This window comes from Mesorhizobium sp. M4B.F.Ca.ET.143.01.1.1 (assembly GCF_004792275.1).
Taxonomy (GTDB): Bacteria; Pseudomonadota; Alphaproteobacteria; order Rhizobiales; family Rhizobiaceae; genus Mesorhizobium; species Mesorhizobium abyssinicae.
Map to the genome: position 1 here is coordinate 94921 of NZ_SRSR01000001.1, position 22674 is coordinate 117594.

The 22674-nt window shown below is 60.4% G+C and carries 20 protein-coding genes; 6 read left to right on the top strand and 14 right to left on the bottom strand.

Translation table 11 applies throughout. The annotated features are described in order from the left end of the window. The first annotated feature begins 528 nt into the window (after positions 1-528). The 3 genes from EN786_RS00405 (at position 529) to hisN (ending at position 3730) form a co-directional block, all read left to right on the top strand. Complete coding sequence (locus EN786_RS00405) at positions 529-1698, top strand: Gfo/Idh/MocA family oxidoreductase (protein ID WP_135907902.1); 1170 nt, start codon at positions 529-531, stop codon at positions 1696-1698. A 65-nt stretch (positions 1699-1763) separates the two neighbouring features. Beyond that, the gene (locus tag EN786_RS00410; RefSeq protein WP_127308847.1) at positions 1764-2789 is read left to right on the top strand and encodes a glycoside hydrolase family 3 N-terminal domain-containing protein; all 1026 of its coding nucleotides are present in this window, start codon (positions 1764-1766) and stop codon (positions 2787-2789) included. Between the two features lie 149 nt (positions 2790-2938). After that, entirely contained in the window at positions 2939-3730 is a 792-nt protein-coding gene (gene hisN / locus EN786_RS00415) for a histidinol-phosphatase (protein ID WP_127308846.1), read from the top strand. A gap of 54 nt (positions 3731-3784) precedes the next feature. Here hisN and EN786_RS00420 read toward each other — a convergent pair whose 3' ends face one another. Further along, positions 3785-4606: a helix-turn-helix transcriptional regulator gene (locus tag EN786_RS00420; RefSeq protein WP_127308845.1), complete on the bottom strand. Its 822-nt coding sequence runs from the start codon at positions 4604-4606 to the stop codon at positions 3785-3787. 131 nt (positions 4607-4737) lie between these two features. On the opposite strand from EN786_RS00420, the gene EN786_RS00425 reads away from it, so the two are divergent. Continuing rightward, positions 4738-5733 carry a Gfo/Idh/MocA family oxidoreductase gene (locus tag EN786_RS00425; RefSeq protein ID WP_127308844.1) on the top strand — a complete coding sequence of 332 codons (996 nt, stop codon included), beginning with the start codon at positions 4738-4740 and terminating at the stop codon, positions 5731-5733. Between the two features lie 67 nt (positions 5734-5800). On the opposite strand, the gene EN786_RS00430 is transcribed toward EN786_RS00425, so the two are convergent. From EN786_RS00430 to EN786_RS00465, 8 genes are all read right to left on the bottom strand, one after another. Next, positions 5801-6601, bottom strand: a complete 801-nt coding sequence (locus tag EN786_RS00430) for an IclR family transcriptional regulator (RefSeq protein WP_245478096.1) — start codon at positions 6599-6601, stop codon at positions 5801-5803. Between the two features lie 60 nt (positions 6602-6661). Further along, positions 6662-8245, bottom strand: coding sequence for an ABC transporter ATP-binding protein (locus EN786_RS00435; protein ID WP_245478095.1), 1584 nt, complete (start codon positions 8243-8245; stop codon positions 6662-6664). 1 nt (position 8246) lies between these two features. Continuing rightward, positions 8247-9077: an ABC transporter permease gene (locus EN786_RS00440; RefSeq protein WP_127308843.1), complete on the bottom strand. Its 831-nt coding sequence runs from the start codon at positions 9075-9077 to the stop codon at positions 8247-8249. Positions 9078-9094: 17 nt separating this feature from the next. After that, positions 9095-10063, bottom strand: coding sequence for an ABC transporter permease (locus tag EN786_RS00445; protein WP_127308842.1), 969 nt, complete (start codon positions 10061-10063; stop codon positions 9095-9097). A 66-nt stretch (positions 10064-10129) separates the two neighbouring features. Next, positions 10130-11710: an ABC transporter substrate-binding protein gene (locus tag EN786_RS00450; RefSeq protein ID WP_245478094.1), complete on the bottom strand. Its 1581-nt coding sequence runs from the start codon at positions 11708-11710 to the stop codon at positions 10130-10132. Between the two features lie 79 nt (positions 11711-11789). Then, positions 11790-12668, bottom strand: a complete 879-nt coding sequence (locus EN786_RS00455) for a dihydrodipicolinate synthase family protein (protein WP_127308841.1) — start codon at positions 12666-12668, stop codon at positions 11790-11792. Positions 12669-13203: 535 nt separating this feature from the next. After that, positions 13204-13794: a DUF1349 domain-containing protein gene (locus tag EN786_RS00460; protein WP_127308840.1), complete on the bottom strand. Its 591-nt coding sequence runs from the start codon at positions 13792-13794 to the stop codon at positions 13204-13206. Positions 13795-14014: 220 nt separating this feature from the next. After that, positions 14015-14659, bottom strand: a complete 645-nt coding sequence (locus tag EN786_RS00465; RefSeq protein WP_245478093.1) for a hypothetical protein — start codon at positions 14657-14659, stop codon at positions 14015-14017. Positions 14660-15157: 498 nt separating this feature from the next. Here EN786_RS00465 and EN786_RS00470 point away from each other — a divergent pair, with 498 nt between their 5' ends. Beyond that, positions 15158-16753 carry a GMC family oxidoreductase N-terminal domain-containing protein gene (locus tag EN786_RS00470; RefSeq protein WP_245478098.1) on the top strand — a complete coding sequence of 532 codons (1596 nt, stop codon included), beginning with the start codon at positions 15158-15160 and terminating at the stop codon, positions 16751-16753. Positions 16754-16841: 88 nt separating this feature from the next. After that, the gene (locus EN786_RS00475) at positions 16842-18026 is read left to right on the top strand and encodes an MFS transporter (protein WP_187331427.1); all 1185 of its coding nucleotides are present in this window, start codon (positions 16842-16844) and stop codon (positions 18024-18026) included. Between the two features lie 51 nt (positions 18027-18077). On the opposite strand, the gene EN786_RS00480 is transcribed toward EN786_RS00475, so the two are convergent. The 5 genes from EN786_RS00480 to EN786_RS00500 all read right to left on the bottom strand — a co-directional run bounded on the left by EN786_RS00480 (position 18078) and on the right by EN786_RS00500 (position 22664). Continuing rightward, complete coding sequence (locus tag EN786_RS00480) at positions 18078-19034, bottom strand: transketolase family protein (protein ID WP_245478092.1); 957 nt, start codon at positions 19032-19034, stop codon at positions 18078-18080. 62 nt (positions 19035-19096) lie between these two features. Further along, positions 19097-19963, bottom strand: coding sequence for a transketolase (locus EN786_RS00485; RefSeq protein WP_127308835.1), 867 nt, complete (start codon positions 19961-19963; stop codon positions 19097-19099). Beyond that, positions 19956-20708, bottom strand: coding sequence for an SDR family NAD(P)-dependent oxidoreductase (locus EN786_RS00490; protein WP_127308834.1), 753 nt, complete (start codon positions 20706-20708; stop codon positions 19956-19958). Before EN786_RS00490 ends, EN786_RS00485 begins: the two co-directional genes overlap by 8 nt. Before the next feature lie 40 nt (positions 20709-20748). Further along, entirely contained in the window at positions 20749-21642 is an 894-nt protein-coding gene (locus tag EN786_RS00495; protein ID WP_127308833.1) for an amidohydrolase, read from the bottom strand. 62 nt (positions 21643-21704) lie between these two features. Beyond that, positions 21705-22664, bottom strand: coding sequence for a substrate-binding domain-containing protein (locus tag EN786_RS00500; protein WP_127308832.1), 960 nt, complete (start codon positions 22662-22664; stop codon positions 21705-21707). Positions 22665-22674: the final 10 nt, after the last annotated feature.

The window sequence follows — 22674 nt, forward strand, 5'->3', positions numbered from 1 at the left end:
TCTTTTTCCGTCTTCATGGCTAGCGGATATAACTCCCAACCGTCCCAGGCCACAATGTCATGATGAACCGTCGCTGCAGGTCGAGCCAAGGGCACTGTTCGTCGATCATGTGGTCGATAAGCCTCACTACCAGCCGCTCACCGATGCAATTTCGCACAGTCACCATTCCTGACGCATTTGGACGTTCATTTCCGATGTCGGGAAACGGGGAACGGGGGTCGTGGAGGCCCCCCCGTGACTATCCTATCCATCAGACCAACCCCGGGCTGTCGTGATTGATTGCGGGGCGCCGATACCATCGCGGCTGAGCGGCGCTCAAGTGGGAGCCTGGACTTGATGCACGACAGACAGCGACCTAGGCACATCGCGTCACTCTGCGTCACAGATTGGAACCGTGCGAACTTGTCGCTCGATCTCGCGAGTGGAAGGATACCGTCGACCGTTCCTCATCGCAGCCGCTGTCGAATAGGACGAGTGCGACACTTCCGACCAAGTCCAAAGATGGACCGAAATGCGCGATGGGGACCTATGAGCCTTCTGACGAACGACATCCCCCGCAAACGTCGCTTTCGCGCCGGCATGGTGGGAGGGGGGCGTGGTTCATTCTTTGCAAGCCGTCATCGAACTGCCATGCGGCTCACCAATCGTTTCGAATTGGTAGCTGGCGCCTTCTCGTCCGACCGGCAGACCTGTCTTGAAGCCGGCGAGGCGCTTGGGGTGGCCGCGGGCCGCAATTACCTCAGCTTCCATGACATGGCGGCCTTGGAAGCGGCACGCGACGATGCGATTGAAGTCGCGATCATCGTCACGCCCAACCATCTGCATTTCGAACCATGCAAAGCGTTTCTCGAAGCTGGCATTCCTGTCATCTGCGAAAAGCCGCTGGTCCACTCGTCGCAGCAGGCGCGCGAGCTTCAGCGGATAGCGGCGGCAAATGACACGTTCTTTGCCGTGACATACACCTACACCGGCTATCCCATGGTCCGAGACGCGCGCGCTCGCATCCGCGCGGGCGAGATCGGGCAGGTTCGCTTCATGCATGTGGAGTATCTGCTCGAATGGCTGGTCAACGACCCGTCGAAGCTGGGCAAGGGCGGGATATGGCGCGGCGACCCAGCAAAGGCGGGACCGACGGGCGCGCTAGGGGATATCGGCACGCACGCTTTCAATATCCTCGAGTTTGTGTCCGGTCTCCGGTGCACCGCACTCAGCGCCAACCTGATGCGAACCGTCGACTCCTTCGGGTTAGACGACACTGACTTGATCCAGCTGGAATTCGAGGGCAACGCCAACGGCCTTTTGTGGTCCTCCTTTGCCGCTCCTGGCCATCGCAATGGCCTGCGCTTCAAGATCGTCGGCTCCAAGGCCACCATGGAATGGCGGCAGGAAGCACCGGAAACGCTCAGTGTCTTCCGGCTTGGCCAAGGCGACCTCACCTATCGTCGCGGAAACAGCGACCTCTCGGCCGACGCGAAACAGGCGACCAGCCTGCCGGCCGGCTCTCCCGAAGGCTACCTCGAAGCGCTCGCCGTCTTGTACAGCGACTATGCGACGGCGCTCGAGGCAGGACGTAACTGGCGAGAAGCGCTGCAGGTGCCGGTTTCCGATGTTTACGAAGGGCTGCGGGGTGTTCTGCTGTCCGAGGTCAGCGTCACGTCGTCAGCGTCGAAATCCTGGGTTGCGTTCCCACCTTCCTGAAGCAGACAACCACCAAATGATTGGACTCTGCCCTCTCAGAGCCAAAACACATCAGGACTGAAAAAATGGATGACCTCTCTCGCGACGCTTACGCAGTACTCCTGCCCGCCTTTGACAAGGTTGAGTTCACACAAGCGTCGACGTCTTTCTTCACTGCCGGCGGCGTCGCTTCCCTTCTCGGTTCGACGCGCGAAGAATATGTGGCGCGGCGCATGTCGCCGGCCAGGCAGCAATCGGAAACGCCGCAGCTTCTCCTGGACTACCACGACCGTGCGCGGGCGCTTGCTGGCGACGTGCTGGTCGCAATCGATTACGAACTGGGAGGTGTCCACCGCCTCCACAACCTCGGACCCCAGCTTCCTCATCCGCGCGAAGTTCTGGAGATGAAGGAGACCGAGATCGAGCACTTCGGGGCAGAGGCCGCTCGCGCCGCCAGGTCCTGCGGCATCAACTTCTTCCTGGCGCCCGTCGTCGATCTGGTGACCGGAAGCAACCCGTGGCTGCGTGACCGCACCTTTTCCGCGGATAGCGACCTGGTCAGTCGCGCCGCGTCGGCATTCATTAGAGGCGTTCAGAACCAGGGAGTTGCGGCAACAGCAAAGCACTTTCCCGGGCATCCCCATGTGCCGGCCGACCCGCACGACAGCGCGACTGTGACGGTCACTGCTTCGCTGGAGCAGCTGAAACCCAATCTAAAGTGCTTCGACGCGGCCATTGCAGCAGGTGTGTGCGCCATCATGACCGGGCCCATACCGGTCGATGCAATCGATTCGTCCGAGCCTTCGTCGACTTCGGCAAAGGTAGTCGCGATGCTTCGCGGCGCCCACAGGTTCCGTGGCCTGATCGTCTCGGACGATCTCGATCTGCCCGGAACGTTGCGCGGCCGCACGGTTCCGGAAACCGCGGTGGCGTCGCTCAAAGCCGGCGTCGACCTTCTCCTGTTGGCGGGCGGGCCTCAGGTCGATGATGTGGCAAACAGTATCATCGCCAGTGTCCGCGCCGGCAAACTCGAACGAGACGTCGTTGCCCGTTCGGCGAGCGCGGTGCGCCGTCTGGCCGCGGATTCTGATCGGTCCTTGCAGGCTGCCTGAGCAACCACCGGTGCAAATGCGCATGCTTTTGCCGGATGCGATCGCTCGGTGCTGTTCTAGACAGATTAAAGTCGCGCGCCCAGAAATTCGGTCTCGATCCGGCGTTCGACCCAAGCGGCGGCCGCATCGACCAAATGGAGATGGAACCCATGTCAAAGCTCCCGGACTCATCCTTCCTGCACCATCTGGCCGATTTGGCGGATGCCGAGACCCTGCCCCGCTATCTGGTTGACCTCGCCGTAGAGACCAAGGTGAAGGCCGGATACAGGTTCGATCCGGTTACGGAGGCAGATCGCGAGGCTGAAATCGCGTTGCGCGCCGCCATAGTGAAAGAGTTTCCGGACCACGCCGTACTCGGCGAGGAATTCGGCGAGACGGGCGGCGGCAGCGACTGGCGATGGGTCCTAGATCCCGTTGACGGAACGCGACCTTTCATCTGCGGCATTCCGGTCTGGGGGACGCTCATAGGTCTAACCAATCGCGGCCACGCCGAGATGGGGATGCTCAGCCAGCCCTATATCGGCGAACGGTTTTGGGCCGACGCAACGGGCGCATGGCGCCAGCGCGCCGGCGAGCGAAAGGCGCTCAAGACGCGCAACATCGACAACCTTTCCGACGCCATTCTTCACACCAACTCGCCCGAGCATTTTCATGGTGATCTCAAGGCTGGTTTCGAGCGGCTGAACAGCGCGGTAAAGATGACCCGGTATGGCGGCGAATGCTACGCCTTCGCAATGCTGGCCGCGGGCCGGATCGATCTGTCGCTCGAGCCCTCCCTGCAGCCCTACGACATTGTCGCGCTGATACCGATCATCGAGAAAGCGGGCGGCGTCGTCACACGTATCGACGGTGGCCGCGCCGAAGAGGGAGGGCCGGTCTTGGCCTCAGCCACGCCTGCGCTGCATCGCTTGGCGCTGAATGAGCTTGTCGGCACGGCGTAGGCCGGCTTCACGAATAGTGTCAGACGACCGCCTCGTACCGTCAAGGCTTCGAGACTACATCTGGATCATATCGGACCCATCCCCGAGGTACTGTAGCACCTCCCTGGGAATGCTCGGATCACCTCTGTCGATCACTGTAAGCTCCTTGAGGTGACGGCGCTGGAGCAGGCCCGGCCCCTTGTAGTGCAAAGCGACCTTCGTTGAGTAGGGTTGACGAAAGGCATTGGCCGCGATGCCGCTGGCAATGCCGAACATGAACCGCTTGGCGTTTCGCTTGACCTGGGCATAGACGCCGAAGGTGAGCTCGTTGCTCTGAATCCCTTCGAAATCGGCTGTGAACAGCCTGTCCGCCACAGGGAAACTAAAGCCATAGTACTTAAAGACATATTCGGTTTTCCCCGGCTTATCGAAGCTCGGAAACCGCTCAATATAGTAATGCTGCAGAAATTTATCTGGTCTATACAGGCAGAACGCCGATTTTAGAATGAAACCCTTATAGATCGAGGAAAACTGGTAGCGATCATAAACGCCCAGGATCTCGGAATCCTGCACGGTGCTATCAAAAACAATGTTGGAAAGAAAATTCACAAACTCAGGCAGATGCCGGGCAGTGGACATCGCATGAAAAAAATTACCGTCGATCAACGTCCGAAATTCCTCCGGGTTGGAGAAAAGGATCGGAACGCTCAGTCCGAAGAAATTCGCGATCGTGCGCAGATTGGCGCTCGATGGCACATGGGCGCCGGACAAATATTTGTTAAATTGTTGCCGGTTGACGTTTAATTTGCGACAAACGGCTGCCACAGACCCGTGACGGTCGCAAAGGGTTCTCAAATTCGCCGCAAGCGCAGCATTCTCCCCTGCGAGGTGGTTCAATCTGGCGGCCTTCCCCAGTGACGCGAATAGACGCTCTGTGTACGCCACTTTAATTCAGAACTCAATCAGATGCGAAGTTGGCTCCGCGACGCGAATTCGCCCATACTTGGACCGAATAAGGAGCTCCCGGCATGGCAACTCACGGCAAGACGGGGTGGTCGGTTATGGGTACCGGCACCATCGCCACGGAGCAGATGGTCGCCGGGATCAGGGCGCAAGGGCATACTCCCTTGTGGGTGGTCAGTCGACGCAAACTGGATGCCGCGCATTTCGCCCAGGACTTGGATATCCCACAGTGGACAACCAACTTGTCAAGTGCCCTTGGCGACCCTGACGTCGAGTTCATCTATGTCAGTGCCCGAATACAGCGGCGGGCGCATTACATCACAGCCGCGGCGCAGGCTGGCAAGAACGTCCTTTGCGACGGTCCCATCTCCGAAAGCAGCAAGATGGCAGCCGCCCTGGTGCGCGTGTGCGATACAGCCGGCATCGTTCTTGCCGTGCATCACCCGTTCCGGGCTTCGGCGATCCACCAGACGATGCGCAGGTTGATCGTCGACGGCGAAATCGGCAAGGTGCAGTCGATCCTTATCACGCGCGAGGGACCATACAAGCCAACAGCCAAGCGCAGGAAAGACGATCTCGACGGCGACAGCGACATCTATCTCGACATGTCCGTCGACGACATCGACCTGGCTAGATTCCTCACGGGCGCAGAGCCTCAGGAAGTTTCCGCCCTCGGTGCGAATGAAGGCGGTGCTCCCAACCAGATTTCTTATGCATTCAAGCTCGACGATGGCAGCTTATTTCAATCGTTCGAGAGTTTCGCGATCATCGACATGGAAAGCATGGTCGTGGTCGCCGGCGATCGCGGCACTCTGATCGCTCATGGCACGCTGAACGGTAAGGCTTCGGGCACGCTCATGCGACGGCATGGAGCCAAGAATGAGCTCGTTCCTGTTCGTGACGGCGACTCCCACGTCGCGACTGTCGAGGATTTCGTCAGCGCAGGGGACCGAAAGATGTCCTGGCTGGCGCGAGGGTCGGATAACATCGCCGCCCTGCGGGCCGCCGAGGCGGTGGCCGCGGCATCTACAAAGCGCCGAACGATCGCACTTCGGCCGTAACCTGCAGAACCCGGCTGTCGAAATGACAGCCAAGCAGGTAGCTCCGCCGATCACTCGCTCCCGAAGCTCAGGCGGGCATCTTCCCTTCATACCCCATAGCGCGTGATATCTGGTCGGCGATCTCGGCAACGCGCCTGCCTGTCGAGGGAAGATCCTCGTCGGTGACGCGCGCGATCGGCCCGCTGATGCTGATCGCACCGAGCGGGCGTCCGGCTTCATCGTAAACAGGGGCCCCGATACAGCGGCCACCTATCGCCGACTCTTCGTTGTCGACCGCATAGCCCCGCTCCCGTATAAGCGGGAATTCGCCACGCAGCTGGTCCAGGGTGATAAGGGTATTTTGGGTGTAGCGGGGTAACCCCGACGCCTTGATGAGCCTGTTGACTTCATGCGCATCCAGCCAGGCGAGTATGGACTTTCCCAAGGAGCTGGCGTGCCACGGATTCGTCACGCCGACTGACGCCCCCTGACGCAAGGTTTGCATGGCCTCGATACAGTCCACGACAACGAGCTCATCGCGCAGCCAGAGAGCGAAGCTGACCGTTTCGTTAAACTGCTCGTGCAGGGTTTCGAGATAGGGACGGGCTACGGTTCGTACATCCCTTCTATGGAGGGATTTCTGCCCCAGAATATAGAGCCCGATGCCCAGGACATAGCGGTTGCCGTTTACCTTAGCGATAAGGCCATGACCGACAAGACTGGAGACATAGCGCGACGTGGTTGGCTGGCCTAGCCCGACCTCGCGGGCAATCATCGACAGCGACATCGGCTGGTCCGCCCGTTCGAGAACGCGCAGAACGGCAACCGCCCGATCGACGGCGTCGAAACGGGCACGCTTCTGCTCAGCGGTGGCAAGGTCGGTGGGCAAGATCGCTCCGGCGAATCTCCATGACAATCGCCCTCTTGGTGCTCCAAGAAGAGGTTGCCGTCAATTAAGGCGCGGCGCGGCTTCCAACAACATCCTCGTGTAACGATGCTGCGGCGAATGGAGGACTTCGCTCGTTCGCCCGGCCTCAACGATGTTTCCGTCCTTCATGATTATGATGGACTGTGCAATTTCCGAGACCAGCGGCAGGTTGTGCGTTATGAACAACATCGCAAGGCCATCCTTTTTCAGATCGAGCAGAAGCTCGACGACCGCAGCCTGCACAGACACGTCGAGAGCCGAGGTAATCTCATCACAAACCAGGAGCTTCGGTTTCAACGCCAGCGCCCGGGCCACCGCGACGCGCTGACGCTCGCCTCCGGACAGATCCGCGGGATAGAGGTCGATTACTCTTTGCGGCAGTCGAACGCGGTCGAGCAGCGACCGGACCTCCGCGCCGATCCTCGTCTTGTCTGTCATCCCGGTCAGGCTAACGGCGCGGGCAATGCTTTGAGCAATCGATTCCTTGGGGTTGAGTGAGCGGTCAGGGTTCTGAAACACGATCTGCATGGCACCCAGATCAGCTTTGGAGCGGCTCGACACGGCGAAGGGCATCGAATGGCCTTCGAACAACAAGGTGCCGGTGGCATTGCCATGCAAACCCGTCACGCACCGGCCTGTCGTGGTCTTGCCGCTGCCGCTGCCGCCGACCAGCCCTACGCATTCGCCTCTGCCGACCGAGAATGAGATACCGTGGACGACCTCAACGTTGCCATGCGAGGCGCGCAGGTTCTTCACCTCGAGGACGTTCTGGAATTCAAGGGCGCTGTCGGTCGTATCATCTGCCGCAGGACCTGGGCTCTCGGCCACCAGTCGCGGTATGGCGTCGAGCAGCATGCGTGTATAATCGTCGCGCGGCTCAGCAAACACCTGCTTGCGGCCGCCCTGCTCGACAATCCTGCCAGAAAGCATGACCGCCACCCGGTCGGCGACGACGTTCACAACCGCAAGGTCATGGGTTACGTAGACCACGCTGGCGTTGCTGGACTTGACCAGCCTGGCGATGAGTTCAAGGATCGTCTGCTGGGTCGAGACGTCCAGGCCCGTCGTTGGCTCGTCCATCACGATCACCTGCGGAGACGTCATAAAGGCCATCGCAATGGCGATGCGTTGAAGTTGTCCGCCGCTCAACTCGAAGGGATAGCGTTTCAAAAACCGTTCATCATTGGGGAGGTCTACGTTGCGCAGAGCCTCGGCCAGCAACTGCTTCAGGCCAGGCCCCGAGTGACCATGCGCGGCAAGAAGCTCGGCCATTTGCTTGCCGATGGACATTCGCGGGCTGAAGCTGGTGGTCGGATTCTGTGGAACCAGTGAGACCTTGCCGCCCTGAAAGGCGCGCCTCTCGCGCCCCGAAAGCGAGAGGATGTCGGTACCGCCAATCGTTATCTTGCCCGACGAAATGCGCATTCCCGGTCGCGCAAAGCCAAGCAAGCTCAGCGCGACAGAGGTCTTGCCCGATCCCGACTCGCCGATGATGGCCAGGACTTCGCCGCGTTTGACGGCAATGGATACGTCGCTGACGATTTCGCGGCCGCTGAGATCGTGCATGAAAAGCGATTGCACGACGAGCGGAATTGCTTCGGCCATTTCAAATCTCTTTCGAGCGACCAACCGAGCGCGCAAAGCTGTCGGTCAGAACGTTGACGGCAACGGAGAAGACGGCAATCGCAAGCGCCGGTGCGATGGCGATCCATGGCGAGATGGTGATGCCGATTCGGTTTTCGCTGATCATCAGGCCCCAGTCGGCCGCCGGCGGCGGCAGGCCCAGACCCAGATAGCTGAGGGAGGCGTAAAGAATGATCGATCCGCAAAGCCGCACACCGAAGTCGGCTGTGACCGGCGTCAGCACGTTGGGAAGGATGTCGAGGAAACAGATCGCCGTCCAGCTCTCTCCGCGGGCGAAAGCCGCCTCCACGTACTCGTTCTTGGAAATATCCATCGTGATCAAACGCACGATGCGGAAGATGCGGGGAGAATGCAGGATGACGATGCCGACTATGACTGTTGGGAGGCTGGGGCCGGTCGAGGCGAGAAGCACCAGGAGGAAGATGGCCGGCGGCAAGGCGTAGATGACATCGGATATTGCGATCAGCACGACATCGAGAGGCCCTCGCCGCAGCCCGGAATAGATGCCGAGGGGCACGGCCACGATATAGGCCGCGACCGTCGCGCTCAGCGCGACAACCAGAACCGTCCTGCCGCCATAGAGGAAACGGCTGAAAGTGTCGCGACCGAGGAAATCGGTTCCGAGCCAATGCTCTTGAGTTATGGGCGCGAACGGAGCGCCGACAATTTCATCAAAAGCGTAGGGGCTGAAATAGGGTCCAAGCGTTGCAAGGGCGACGATAATCAGGACCAGGACCAGGGCGATGCGGGCGGCGGGCTTCGCCAGCGTAAGGCGCAGGACAGAGGTGGACATGGACCGATCTCCCCGGCTCAGTTCTTGCCGCTCGCTACGCGCAGCCTTGGGTTCAGGAGAAGGATAAGCGCTTCCGACACCAAGTTGATCAGCACGTAGGTGGCGGTGATAATCAGCGTGATGGCGAGCACTGTCGGCATGTCACGGTTGATCACCGCATCTGAAAGCGCGCTGCCGATTCCAGGCAGTTGGAAGACGGATTCTGTGACCACGACCCCACCTGCCAGCCAGGCCGCGTTCAACGCGATCGTCTGAATGGTCGGCGTGATGGTGTTGGGAAGGACGTGCCATATCAACACCCGCGCTGGACTAATCCCGCGTAGCCGCACCATGTAGATGTACTCGGCGCTCAGCACTTCGAGGGCCACTGCCCGAACCATGCGCACCACCTGCGCCAGTGTCGTTCCAAGCAGCGTCAGCACCGGCAAGATGAAGAGGCTGGATTGGGACGAAAGAGGCAGGCTGTCGTTGATCAGCGAGACCGGCGGCAACCAGCGCAAATAGACCGCGAAAAGCACGATCAACACTGTGCCAATGACGAACTCAGGCAAGGCAACCGTGACGATGGTCGGAACGGATATCAGGTGATCCGCCAACCTGTCTTTGTAGATCGCCGCGACAATGCCGAGGACGAACGATAGCGGTATCAGCAGGAGCAGCGAGGTGACCGTCAGCACCATGGTGTTGACGGCTCTAGGCCCGATCGCTTCCCAGACCGGCCGGCCCGATGGGATTGATCGTCCAAAGTCGCCAGTGAGGGCGCCTTCGATCCAGCTGAAATATTGCACGACCGCAGGCCGATCCATGCCGAACTCGCGCCTGAGCGCCTCGACAGCGGAGGGGTCGGCCTTGGCGCCGAGTGCCGCGCGGGCGGGATCTCCCGGCAGATATTGAGTCGCGGTGAAGACAACGACCGAGACAGCAAATAGCGTGACGAAAGCCAGGACTATTCTTGTCAGCAGAAGCTGAAGCAATGGCTTGTTCAAGGGCTATCACTCTTCATATGAGAGGAAGCCGCCGTGGCCCGATCGGCGCCACGGCGGCCTTGCTGCTTACGCGAGATAGACACCTTCGAATTGATAGTAGCCGAGGTTTCTCTGGGTCGAAGGAACGATGTTCTTGACCTTGGCGCTGGAGGCGTCGAGGAGATCGCGGAAGCCCCAGATGATGTAGGCCCCTTCGTTCCAGAGCACCTTCTGCGCCTCAACGTAATATTCGCGGCGTTTGGGGGCGTCGAATGTGGTTCTTGCCTTGCTGACCCACTTGTCGAACGCGTCGCTGGTCCAATCCGGTTCGTTCCAGTAAGCGCCGCGCGCATAGCCCTGGCCGAATTGGGATTCGAGGGTGTGCTGGCCCCAGTCCGAACTTCCCATCTGGGTCTTCTTGAAGTTCGGGCCGGAATAGTAGCTATCGGGCGGGACAACCATGAGCTCGATGTTCACGCCAATTTTCTTCGCCTGATTGGCGATGAGGGTGGCAGACGCCTGCATGCCTGGAGCGGCATCTGAAGTGTAGAGCGTGATTGACTGGCTGTTGTCGTAGCCCGCCTGCTTGAGCAGCGATTTTGCCTGATCCGGATCATATGTGCGTTGCGGGATTTCGGACGCATAGTCCGGATCCGTGATGCAGTGCAGATCGTTGCCGATCCTGCCATAGCCGGACAGCGCGTTGTCGAGCAGTTGCTGGCGATCGATCATCAGCCTGAAGGCCTGCCGGACCTTCACGTCGGTAAATGGCTTCAGGTTTGTCATCATGAACTGATCGGTGGTGGCGCCGCTCTTGGAGCGCAGGAGCACAAGCGCGGGATTGGCTTCGATGAGCCGCGCCAGGCTCCCGTCAAGCTGGGCCACAGCGTCGACCTGGCCGGCCACCAGCGCATTCATGCGGGCGGTCGGGTCGTTTATCGCGATGAACTCGACCCCATCCAGATAGGGTTGCCCTGCCGTGCGATAATTGTCGCTGCGTGCAAGTGTCACTCGCTGGCCGCGGGACCATGACACGAACTTGAAGGGTCCGGTGCCGATCGGCTTGTCGAAGTCGGTCGTCCCGTCCTTGATGAGGAACATCACTTTGCTGCCCAGCACTTGCGGCAGCAGGGCATACGGCTGCTTCAGCTCGATTTCGACGGTGCTGGCATCCAATGCGCGCACGCCTTTTGACTCCAGGAGCGGAGCCAGGTTGGGGTAGGCATCGGCTTTGTTGTCGGAATTGAGGATGTACTGGATGGTGTAGGCTACGTCCTTGGCGGTGAAGGGCGCGCCGTCGTGCCACACCACACCTTTCTTGAGCTTGATCTTCCAGATGTTGCCTTCACTGTTGTGGGTGAAGTCATCGGCCAGCTTGTTGTAGAGATTGCCGTCCTTGTCGAAGTCGGTGAGCCGATCGAAGATCGACTGGGCGACCGCGAAATCCATATCGCCGGTCGAGATGAAAGGGTTGAGCGACGACTTCGCGCCGGCTGCTCCAAGGCCGACCCGGAGCGTCCCTCCCCGTTTCGGTTCATCGGCAAGGGCCGGGCGAAGCCCAACCCCCGCAAGCACCATGCCCGTGCCCATCATCAAGCCTGTTTTCAATAGATCGCGGCGCCCGATAAGCGTCGGATCAGCGTTGGGGCGATTGATGTCCTTGTTCATGTCCACATTCCCTCTGTTTTGATTGTTTTGTTTGCTGGTTTAATCGACCACCGGACGGGCAGCCCCAGCCGATCCCGGCTCAGGCAAGCAGTCCGGCATGCTTGAGCGCCTTGATGATGTTGTCCTGATCCTCCTTGGCCAGGTTGCCATTCGGCAGGCGCGGTTCACCCACCTTGCGGCCCAGGGCATTGATCGCGAACTTGATGCGGGCGGGGAAATTCACGCCCTTGGTCATTTCGCGGGCGAGCGGTGCGATCTTGTCCGTGAGTCTGCGGCCGAGCGCGTAGTCGCCCGCTGCATGCGCGGCATGGATCTCCACATATTGCTTCGGGATGACGCTGTTGATGCCGGAAATCGAGGCCTTTGCCCCGAACAGGAAGCTCGCAATATTCACGCTGTCGGCACCAGCGGCGATGACAACCCGGTCTCCGACGGTCTGGACCAGCTCCGTCACGGGCTCCAGCGCCACTTCCTTCACACAGATGACCTCGGGCAGCTTGGCAATGCGCTGCATGACGGCCGGCGGGTTGAAGAAATGATTGTAGTAGATGATGGGAAGCGAGGTCGCCGCCCCGACATCCTGGATGAACTTGTCCAGCCCATCCCCGGACGGGGTATTGTAGATGGGCGGTCCAAGCATGAGAGCGCAGGCGCCGTTCTGCTTGGCGATTTGACCACGCTTTATCGCGTCGCGAGTGGTGGTCGTGATTATCCCGGCGATGACGCGCAGCTTGCTACAGGTTGTTGCGGTCTCCACCAGGATGCCGAGTTCTTCGGCGGAGAGTTCGTCCCCTGAACCGGTGCTGCCGCCGACCACGGCGAGCCTGATGCCCGCGCTCTCCATGAACTTCAGTTCGCCCTTGAACAGGTCAAGGTCCAGATCACCATCGGGTTTGAAGGTCGAAACGAGCGGGGGGATGATCCCCTTGATCTCGTCCTTTTGAAGCACAGTCGTCATTGCCAATCCTTATTTCATTCAGTGAAAGTCACTATTACTGAATGAACATCCCGTGAAGCGCCTCGCTTGTCAAGAGCGTTTTGCGCAGCGGGCTCGAACGACATTTTCGCAGCCAGGTTGTTGAAGGCCTCGGATGGTCGGCTATCGAGGCGGATCGCCGGTCTTTTGTTCATTGCAAGGCGTGAACGCGGACGATTGCCGGCTTCCGTTGGCCTGGATCCGCTTTGCGGGGCTCTGCACCAGAATGCCAAACTGGAAGCAGGCGAGGGAAAACGAGACGACGTCACGGTCCGGGCCACCGCCCGCGATGTCGCCGACGCGATGCCGTTCGCGCCAGGATATGAACGAAGCCCCGCGCCCGCACTTGCTCCTACAGGAAGTCGCGGCGGCCGGCTGTGCGGGTCCGCTGGTGTTATCAACCAGCCGACAAGCAACCGCCGCCGCGATGATGACGCGCACTATTCGAGAACCGATCGAAGTAGGAACCGGGCCGTTGCAGATGACGGCCGGGCATCGTCAATGAGTGCCGGCTCGACTATTGTCCGTTGCGCAGATCATCGATCTTGCCGACGGAAAGTTTGATGTCCGAGAAGACAGCGGTCGTCCCCTCGCCCGTGGGCGATTGAACCCCCATGCCGATATGGACGGGTCGCCTTGCAATGCCAGGCAGGGTGAACCAGCGCAGGAAGTTCCAATATTTGCCGTCGGCCGAAAAATGGAGGGCGATTGCTTCCCCATCGCTGTAGATGCGCAACCACACATGGTCGCCGGGATAGGCTGGACCGTCAGAATCGTCGGACGTCGTGCGCGTAACCACGCTGAGGATGGTCGGCTTGCGCGCGGCAGAGAACTCGAAGGCGATCTTCGCCCAGTTGTCGCCGTCGCACTCGATGAAGAGGGCGCCACCGTCAAAGGGGGAGGCGAATTCGACGGATACCTTTGCAGACAATGCAAAATGCTTGTCTTCGACCTCGCCCACCAGTCGCGTGACATTTGCCATCCGGCTTTTGCCCCCTGGTGCGAAGAACCAATCGGTCTTTCCGTTGGCACGCAACCGCACCAGATCGCCCTTGACTGTCGCGTCGCCATTGTCCGTGCCCTCAACGAGTAAGCTGTCGAGTTTCATCAGTGCTTCCTTTCACTTACAGTTGCGTGCCAAGCGGTGCGCCGCTCTGATCATATCCACGCTTAAGCCCGAGAGCCTGCCACCAGCCTGGGCACGATCCAACGCAGTGGCGGTCGGCCCCTATGCAGGATCCAGCCTGGAATGGCCGACGGAGACATGGCTGATCCAGGGTCGCGACGGAATTGGAAGGCTGGTGAGTAAGCACGGCCTTTGTCAGCTGTCAGGGATGAAGTTCTATGGCCAGCCAGACCGAGTCGGTATCCGCGTAGTAGCGATGCCAGGGGTAGGTCCACTGGTTCTTGCCGGTAACCCGGCAAAATGGGTCGTGCGAATATCCGACAGGCATAACCACGTCTTCGTAAATCGTGGCTTCGTCGCGCAGTCGAAACTTCTGCATGCGTCCGCTGCCGTGGATCTGGGTATGCGTTTCCAGGAAAGGGTGCTCGTTGTGGATGAAGCAGTCCGTATCGCCCGGCGACCACCACAGGTTCAGCTTGAGGGTAAACGTCTGCGGCGATCCTGGGGCGGCACGTTCATTGGTGAAGACCAGCGGGTCGGTCGACACCGTACCGATCTCATCCTGCGACGAAATGAACAGCGGCGTATCGCGCGGAAAGCTCTTGATGCGATTGCCGAGCCAGTCCCAACCGCGAAACATGCAGCCGCCAAGATTGGTAGCTTTTCGCACTTTGAGGATAGCCGCTCGGTCCGCGGACTTGATTTGTCCGCCCTTCAGCCATGTCGACTTCCAGGCGGGCACGATTGCCGGATGCTCGTCCCCGGTGATCATGGCGCTGGGGCTGATGTTCACAACGACCGCGTCTTCAACGGCATAGTCGCGGACATCCTCCACGAGTTTGGCCAAGATGAAGTCATCGGCAAACGAAAGATCTCTCGTTTGGTTGGGCACGGTTTTGGTCCATCCTGAGGGTGACTTTCGCCATACCAGACCACAATGCGGCAGTTGGAAGAAGTGCGCGTTGTGACGATTCTTGTCGTGACCTGACGCCCATTATGCGTCGCCCTGCGAAGGCCTTCATACCCGCGATACTGGCACTGGCGCCATCTGCTTTCCAACCATCGCCCCGGACGGCCAAACCTGCCGGGCGTCCATGCCTGAGCCAAGGAGCGACGCCTCTCCCGGCGCGTCATGTTGCGTCTAAGTTCGCCATCCTGCGAACTTGTCAGCGATGCCCGATGTTTGCCTACTAGCGGCCGATGCCTCGGCATTGTCGAGGTTCGCCGCAGTGAATCGAACATTGACGGCGGCGCCCTGGCCCTGAAACCGGGGCCGCTTTTTAGGATATGACCGATGACATCGCATGGCTCGGCTCTCTGGGGCATACGTCCGCAGGAAGAAGTGATGCAAACCAAATGTGACTACATCGTCATTGGCGGCGGCTCGACTGGCTGCGTGATTGCCTCGCGGCTTTCGGAAAATCCCGATGCCTCGGTCTTCCTGTTGGAGGAGGGGCCGCGCGACTTCAATCCTTACATCCATATACCGGGTGCCTACTACAAGACTGCTCAAGGATCGCTCCTGAAACGAATTGCCTGGGAACCGACCTCAAGCCAATCGCGAAGCGAGCAGCCGACCATGGTGCAGGCCCGGGTGCTGGGCGGCGGCAGTTCAGTCAACGCGATGATCTATATCCGCGGCGCTCCGTCCGACTATGCGCGGTGGGAAGCGCTCGGTGCGGATGGCTGGAACTACGCCGATGTACTGCCCTTCTTTCTGCGTTCCGAAGACAACAACCGTTTCTGCAATCAGGCTCACGCGGTGGGCGGACCGCTAGGCGTTTCCGACATCGACCACATCCACCCCCTCACACGTGCCTGGCTGCAGGCGTGTCAGCAGGCCGGGCTGCCCTATAATCCGGACTTCAATTCGGGCGACCAGGCCGGCTGCGGTCTTTACCAGATCACCGCCAAAAATAATCGGCGAAGCAGCGCCGCAACGGCCTTCATCAAGCCCGCCCGGCACAGATCCAACTTACAGATTCGAACAGGTTCCACTGTCACGCGAATAATCGTCGAGAAGGGGCGTGCCGTCGGTGTGGAGTACGTAGCAAAAGGCCGCAAATGGGTGGTTATGGCCAGTCGCGAAGTGATCCTGTCGGCGGGTGCGATTGCCTCGCCGAAATTGCTGATGTTGTCGGGAATTGGGCCCGCCGGCGCTCTGCGCGAACATGGCATTCCTGTTGTTGCTGACCTGCCGGGCGTCGGGCAGAACCTCCAGGACCATATCGAGATATCTCTCGTCTATCAGTTGAACGGACCCCACAGCTACGACAAATACAAGAAGCCGCACTGGAAGGCCGCTGCCGGTCTGAACTACCTCCTGTTCAGGGATGGTCCCGCTTCGTCGAACCTCATCGAAGGGGGAGCGTTCTGGTGGGGCAATACAAGCGAGGCCATCCCGGATGTGCAATACTTCATGGTCGTGGGAGCCGGCATCGAGGAAGGCGTCGACGCCGTCCCGGGTGGGAATGGCTGCACCATCAATCTTGGGCAGATCAGGCCGCGGTCTCGAGGGGAAGTGACGCTGAGAAGCGCCGATCCCTACGATAATCCACGCGTTGCACCGCGATATTTTTCCGACACCTACGATCTCGATGCCGTGGCTGAAGGCACGATGGGCGCGTTCGAGATCATGGAGCAGCCCGCCATCCGCCGCTACATTGCCTCAAGGCAGATCCCGTCCGCGGGCACAGCGACGCCACTCCAGGTGAGAAAGTTCTGCCAGGAGGTCGCGCATCCGGCGCTGCATCCCGCCGGCACCTGCCGGATGGGCAAGGACGGCATGGCCGTCGTTGATTCCGAGCTTCGCGTCCACGGTATCGAAGGACTCCGCGTGGCGGATGCTTCGGTCATGCCAACGCTGATATCCGGCAACCCCAATGCTGTGTGCATCATGATCGGCGAGAGGACCGCGAACTTTATCCAACAGGGCAAGTAGGAACGCGGCTCCGCCCCGAGGACCAGCCTCACGCGCTCGCTGGCCAGCACGCCGGTGATGATGACATGCAGACCAGAGGCCTACGATAGTGAACGATGTCTCGACGATTTCCCAAGGCATCCGACGCAGCCGCTTCTTTTGCAGTCTGTTCTTCCTCGGCGGCGGCATCGGGATCGGGGCCTGGGCCTCCTCCCTTCCGGTCCTCAGCATTCAAATGAATCTGGACAAAGGGCAACTCGGGCTAGTCCTGATCTGCTTTGCTCTCGGCGCCATTTTGATGATGACCAATATCGCCCGCTTGATAGCGATTGTCCCGAGCAGCGTACTAAGCCTGGTGGGATCGATCACGTTTGGGGCAACCCTGACGGCCCTGCCCTATGTCGGGGACGCCTGGCCGCTGGCGGCGATTGTGTTCCTTGCGGGGGCCGGGTTTGGAACGCTCGACGTTTCGATGAATATCGATGCCTCGGCATTGGAGCGTCGCATGCGCCGGCAGGTGATGTCGTCGTTTCATGCCGTGTTCAGTTTCGGGAGCTTGGCCGGCGCGTTTGTGGTCGGTCAAATACTGTCCCACGGTGGCGCTTTGAGCGTATGCCTTGGCGTCACGGGGGCCGGTGTGGCGGCAGTCGCACTTGTCGCTTGCACGGGGTGGAACAATGCAGCCCGGTTAGACGGCCCTGCGGACGCGACAGAGGCGACGGACGGCAAGTTCGACAGCGCTTTGACGAACCATCTCTACCTGCTTGGCGGCCTCGCATTCCTGGGGATGCTCGCCGAGGGCGGGATGATGGATTGGAGCGCCATATACATCGTGACGCGATCCGGCGGCGCAGAAAGCACAGGCGCCTATGGCTTCGCGGCATTTGCAACCATGATGGCAACAGGCCGCCTGTTTGGTGACTTCATCGCAAACAGCATCGGTCAGATGACGATGTTGAGCTATTGCACAATGATCTGCGCGGGTTCAGTGCTCGTACTGATCCTGATGGGCGGCAATCTTCCCGTTGTTCTGGTTGCGCTCGCGGTGTGCGGTCTTGGCCTTGCCAACGTCGTGCCGACCCTTTTTGCAGCCGCTGGACGCGCGGGAGGCACATCGGCCGCTCGCGCAATGTCTATCGTGACAACGATGGGATATGCCGGATTGCTGCTGGGGCCGGGTTTGCTCGGCCTGATCGCCCATGTCGGGTCGTTGACCGGCAGCTTCCTAATCATCCTGCTGGCGTTCATCGCCATCGCAGTTTCAGCACGCTCGGTGCGTCGGGAGAAGGCTTGATCCGCCACAGTCGCCGACGCGAGACGCGGTTATGGCCGTCAAGCGGTGGATTTATTGCAACCACACCCGGACACGCCCCACGATCTCTGCCGTTGATATCCCATATCGATCGTGAAGGGTCGGCAGTGCACCGGCATCGAGGAATTCGTCCGGCAAGCCTATCTGCCGGAAGACCGGGTGCACGCCTTCGCGCATGAGGAGAGCCGCAACGCCTTCGCCGAGCCCACCGATGATCGTGTGGTTTTCAGCAACGACGACCAACCTCCCGGGCTTGCGCGCGACGGACAGTATTGCCTCGGCATCGAGCGGCTTGATTGTCGGTACGTGCAGGACCGCACAGCCGATCCGGTCTGCCTCCATCGCCTTTGCCGCCTCCAGGACACGCATAGTCATCAGACCGCTGGAAATGAAGAGCACGTCCTCGCCTTCGCGCAGCAGCCGCGCCTTTCCGATCTGGAACCTGTAGTCGTAATCGTCGAGCACGACCGGAACCTTGCCGCGCAGCAACCGCATATAGACGGGTCCCTTATGGTCCGCGATAGCTTCGGTGGCCTGCTCGATGTCGAGTGCGTCGCATGGATCTATGATGGTCAGGTTCGGCATGCCGCGAAAGATGGCGATGTCCTCCGTCGCCTGGTGGCTGGGGCCATATCCCGTGGTCAAGCCCGGCAGCGCGCAGACGATCTTGACGTCGAGATTCTCCTCGGCGATCGCCATGCAAATGAAATCATAGGCGCGACGCGAGGCGAAGACGGCATAGGTCGTCGCGAAGGGCTTGAAGCCTTCCCGCGCCAGGCCGGCAGCCGCACTCATCAGCACCTGCTCCGCCATGCCCATCTGATAAAAGCGGTCCGGATGCTCCTGCGCGAAAACATGGAGATCGGTGTATTTACCGAGGTCGGCCGTCAGCCCGACAATCTCCGATCTGCTACGCGCCAGGCGGGCCAATGTATGACCGAATGGGGCGTTGCGCGTCAAAACGCCATCCGGCGCGATCGAGGCGATCATCGCGGATGTGGTCTTGCGCTCTCTTTCGTTCACGGCGAAGCGCGGCTCGAATTTTGACAACCTCACAGCGGACGTCCCTGTTCCAGAGCTTCGAGCGCCAGCGCCCATTCATGCGGCTCGACGCGAATGAAATGCGTTACGTCGCGGGATTCCAGGAAAGGCACGCCCTTCGCCATGCGTGTGTCGCAGATGATCATACGGGGTCGCGGCTCCTTGAGTGAGCGAGCGCAGTCGAATGCTTCGCGCACCGCGTCGATATCGTTGCCGTCCACGCGCTGCGCATGCCAGCCGAACGCCTCGAATTTGTCGGTCACCGGCTCGGAGGACAGCATGGCCGTCGACGGACCGTCGGCCTGCTGGTTGTTGAAATCGACGATGGCGATGAGATTGTCGAGCCTATGGTGGGCCGCCGACATTGCCGCCTCCCAAGTCGAGCCCTCTCCGAGCTCACCGTCGGACAAGAGATTGTAGACGAGGCTGTCGCTCCGCTTGCGTTTCAGCCCCAGGCACATGCCAACCGCAATGCCGAGGCCGTGGCCGAGTGATCCGCCGGTGATTTCCATGCCGGGCGTGTACGCCGCCATGCCAGACATCGGCATGCGGCTGTCATCGGTGCCGTAGGTTGCGAGCTCTTCTTCAGGCAGCACGCCCGCTTCAATCAATGCCGCGTAAAGCGCTATCGCATAATGGCCGATGGACAGCAGGAAACGGTCGCGTTCCTCCCACAGAGTGTCCTCCGGTCGGTAGCGCAAGGCATGGAAGTAGGCGACGGCAAGCACGTCGGCCACTCCCAACGCCTGCCCGACATAGCCCTGGCCCTGGACTTCCCCCATGCGCACGGCATGCCGGCGGATGCGATAGGCACGTTCAGCAAGGCCCACATTGCTGCCGGCTCGAGGCATCTCGGTTTCAGATGCCGCATCAACCATGGATCAGCATCCCGCCATTCACATCGATCACCGCGCCGGTGATGTAGCTGGCTAGGTCCGATGCCAGGAACAGATAGGCCCCCGCCACGTCGCGCGCGTCGCCAAGCCTGCTCAGCGGGATTCCCTTGACGATGTCGGCGCGCATACTATCGGTCAGCTTGTCGCCGGTGATGTCGGTCTGGATCAGGCCGGGGGTCAGGCAATTGACGCGGATGCCGTCAGGGCCGAACTCGCGCGCCATCGCCTTGGCCAGCCCGAGCACGCCAGCCTTGGCGGCGGAATAGTGCGGGCCGCCAAAGATGCCCCCGCCGCGTTGCGCGGAAACCGACGACATGCAGATGATCGAACCGCCGCCATTGTCGCGCATGTGCGGGATGAAGGCCTGGCTGAGGTAGAGGACGCCGCGCAGATTGACGTCGAGGACGCGGTCCCAGTCGGCCGGGCCGATCTCCAGCGTCTTCACCGGCTGCGTTACGCCGGCATTGTTGCAGAGCACGTCGACCCTGCCGAAGGCTTCGCTCACCGCGGCGGCAGCCTTCCTGCACGCGTCGAGGTCGGTGACATTGCAGGCGAGGCCGATATGTTGGCCACCGAGCGACGCGGCGGCATCACGCGCTTGCCCTTCATCAAGGTCGAGTATTGCAATGCGCGCCCCGTGCTCCGCCATCAGCGTCGCAGTGGAACGGCCAATTCCCCGAGGGCTCGCGGCGCCCGAAATAACCGCGGACTTGCCCTTCAGCAACATGTCGAAGTCTCCTGCACTTTCAGTTCTCTCGGTGGATGATCTAGAGCCGGTAGAAGCGAGCAGCGTTGTCGTGAAACAAGGCGAGCCGCTCCTCGTGCGGATAGGCGATCGTGATTTCCTTGAAAGCGTTCACGATGGCGTCGAAGCTCGAAAACAGCTTGTCGACCGGAAAATTCGTCGCGAACATCGAGCGCTCGACGCCGAAGGCCGCTATCGCTTCTTCGACATAAGGGCGGATCGACGCCGTGGTCCATGACCAGTCGCCCATGCCCAGCCCGGAAATTTTGCAGGCGACATTCGGCGCCCGCGCCAACTGCCGCATCCCCCTTTTCCAGGCGTCGAAATGATCCGGGCCGTCTACCTGCATCCCCGTGTGATCGAGAATGATCTGGACGTCTGGAAAGTAACGCGCGAGTTCTAGAAATTCGCCCATCTGCGGGTAGTAGAGCTGCAGGTCGAAGCTCAGCCCGCGTTTTCCCAGTTCGCGGAAGCCTCGACGCCATTCAGGCGTCCGACTGATTTCCGGTCGAGTCTGATAGGTCTTGGCCGGGTCCGGATGATAGTTCATCGACTGCCGGATGCCCCGGAAATTCGCAAACTCCATATGCCGGTCGAGAAGTTCGCCGACATCGGCTTTGGATAGGTCGGCGTAACCGACGATGCCATGCGGAAAGCCGCGCTTGTCTGCGATCCCCTGCAACCAGCGCGTCTCCCCAACCGGGTCTCGAGGGTCGAACCCAACATCCAGGTGCACTGATTTCACCAGGTTCTGGTTCCTGGCGTCTTCGAGATAATCGTCCAGCAGATAGCTCTTGCGGATCGCCTCATAGTCGCCGAAGGCCGCCGGTTTCACACCGTCTGTGAGCCAAGGATAGTAGTGGGTTTCCAGATCCCACAAATGATGGTGCGGATCGATGAACGGCAGTTCGGTCACGATTTTGCTCCTTGATGGGGCGTGGACCCGCCGGTCGACCGGCAGGTCCACTCTCGTGATGCTCAATTGCTTGGTGGGAAAACGCGGGCGATGACCTTCTGCGCCTCGGGGCTGTCGACTTTGTCCGCGGTGACGAGCGGCATCACCAGAGCCAGGTCCTGGGTCACCGGCGCGCCTGTCAGCGCATTGTAGACCTGCTGCGTTCCATCGATGCCCTGGCCCACCGCTTCCTGGAAGAAGATGCCCTGGATCGCCCCTTTCTTCAGCAGCGCGATGGTGGTCGGCGATCCATCTGCGACCGTGATACCGACCTTGCCGGTCAGGCCGCGGGTCTCTACCACCTTGGCGGCACCCGAACCGGCTTCGTCATACATGCCGTAAATGGCCTTGATGTCGGGATTGGCGGTCAGCAGATCGTTTGCCTGCGTGACAGCCTCGTTTATTGTAAGACCGCGCGTTTCGAGCATCTGGACGAGATCGCAGCCATTCGCCGCGAACGCTTCCTTGGCACCCTTCAGATATTTCTGCGCGTTCTCCCTGTCCTGCGGCAGCGACAGCATTCCCACCTTGTTGCCGCCACGCTCCTTGGCGAGTTCGCAGGTGAATTTGCCTTGCGCCTTGCCGGTGTCGTAATTGTTCGCGGTAACCGAGGACGTGTAGTTGGTGAGGCCCGGCTGCGGCCCGATGCCGGCGAACGCGATCGGAACCTTCTGCTTGGCCAGATAGTCGAGGAGCGGCGGCGTCGAGGTGGAACTGACGGGACCGATCACGATGGCCGACACCCCCTTGGTCACGGCCGTCCTTGCATTGTCCATCTGCTTGGCCGGCGAGTTCTCCGAGGTGTACTCGACATAGTCCATGCCAAGTTCCTTGGCCTTCTCCTTCACGCCGTAGCCCACCCATTGCCAGTATGAGATGTCCAGCGAAGGGGCGATGTAGGCAACTGTTTTCTTGTCCTGCGCATAGGATGCGCTGGCCAAGGCGGTTGCCACTGCCGCAAGCAGGATTGTCTTGGTCTTCATCTTAGTTCCT